The sequence below is a fragment of the Rhodococcus yananensis genome, assembly GCF_020515525.1.
In the GTDB taxonomy this organism is placed as follows: Bacteria; Actinomycetota; Actinomycetes; order Mycobacteriales; family Mycobacteriaceae; genus Rhodococcus; species Rhodococcus yananensis.
Genome location: NZ_JAIYEP010000178.1, coordinates 1 through 511, shown reverse-complemented (window position 1 = coordinate 511; position 511 = coordinate 1). Strand labels below are relative to the sequence as shown.

1 protein-coding gene is annotated in these 511 nt (G+C 63.2%); it reads left to right on the top strand.

What is annotated here, in order from left to right:
- Positions 1-308: 308 nt before the first annotated feature.
- On the top strand, positions 309-511 hold a 203-nt coding region (locus LDQ05_RS19665), incomplete at its 3' end, for a hypothetical protein (protein ID WP_226438630.1).

Genomic DNA, 511 nt, shown 5'->3' with positions numbered 1-511 from the left:
GAGCGGGCACGCGGGCGCATCGTCAGGACGCTTGAGCGACGAGGAACCGAGACGCGTAAGGGACTCAGGAACAACCTCGACACACCGCTTCGCGGCGTGTTCGATGCCGTGCTATCCGACCTCCTCGAGGGTGCGGTGATCCGAGAATCGGGGGGGAAGTTTGAGCTCGTAGGGGTAGGTGGGTAGGTGAATCGACCTACCCCTGAAAAACGTGCCCTGACCTGCGGGTAGGTGGGTAGGTCGGAAAAACCTACCCACCTACCCCTCGAACCGACTACCCACCATCGACCTGGGGAAACGAGGAAATCATGACCGACCGCGAGTTCAGCCACACCTGCGAGGAGTGGGAGACGATCGACGCCGTCCCGCTCCCGCCGGGGTGGTTCAACGTCTACGAGACCGACGGCAAGAAGTTCTGGACACCCTGTCCGGCGCTTCTTCGCCAGGAGCACCGCAGCACCTGGAGGTGCTACACCGACGCATCGTCGACAGAGACCAGGCACACGCCGCC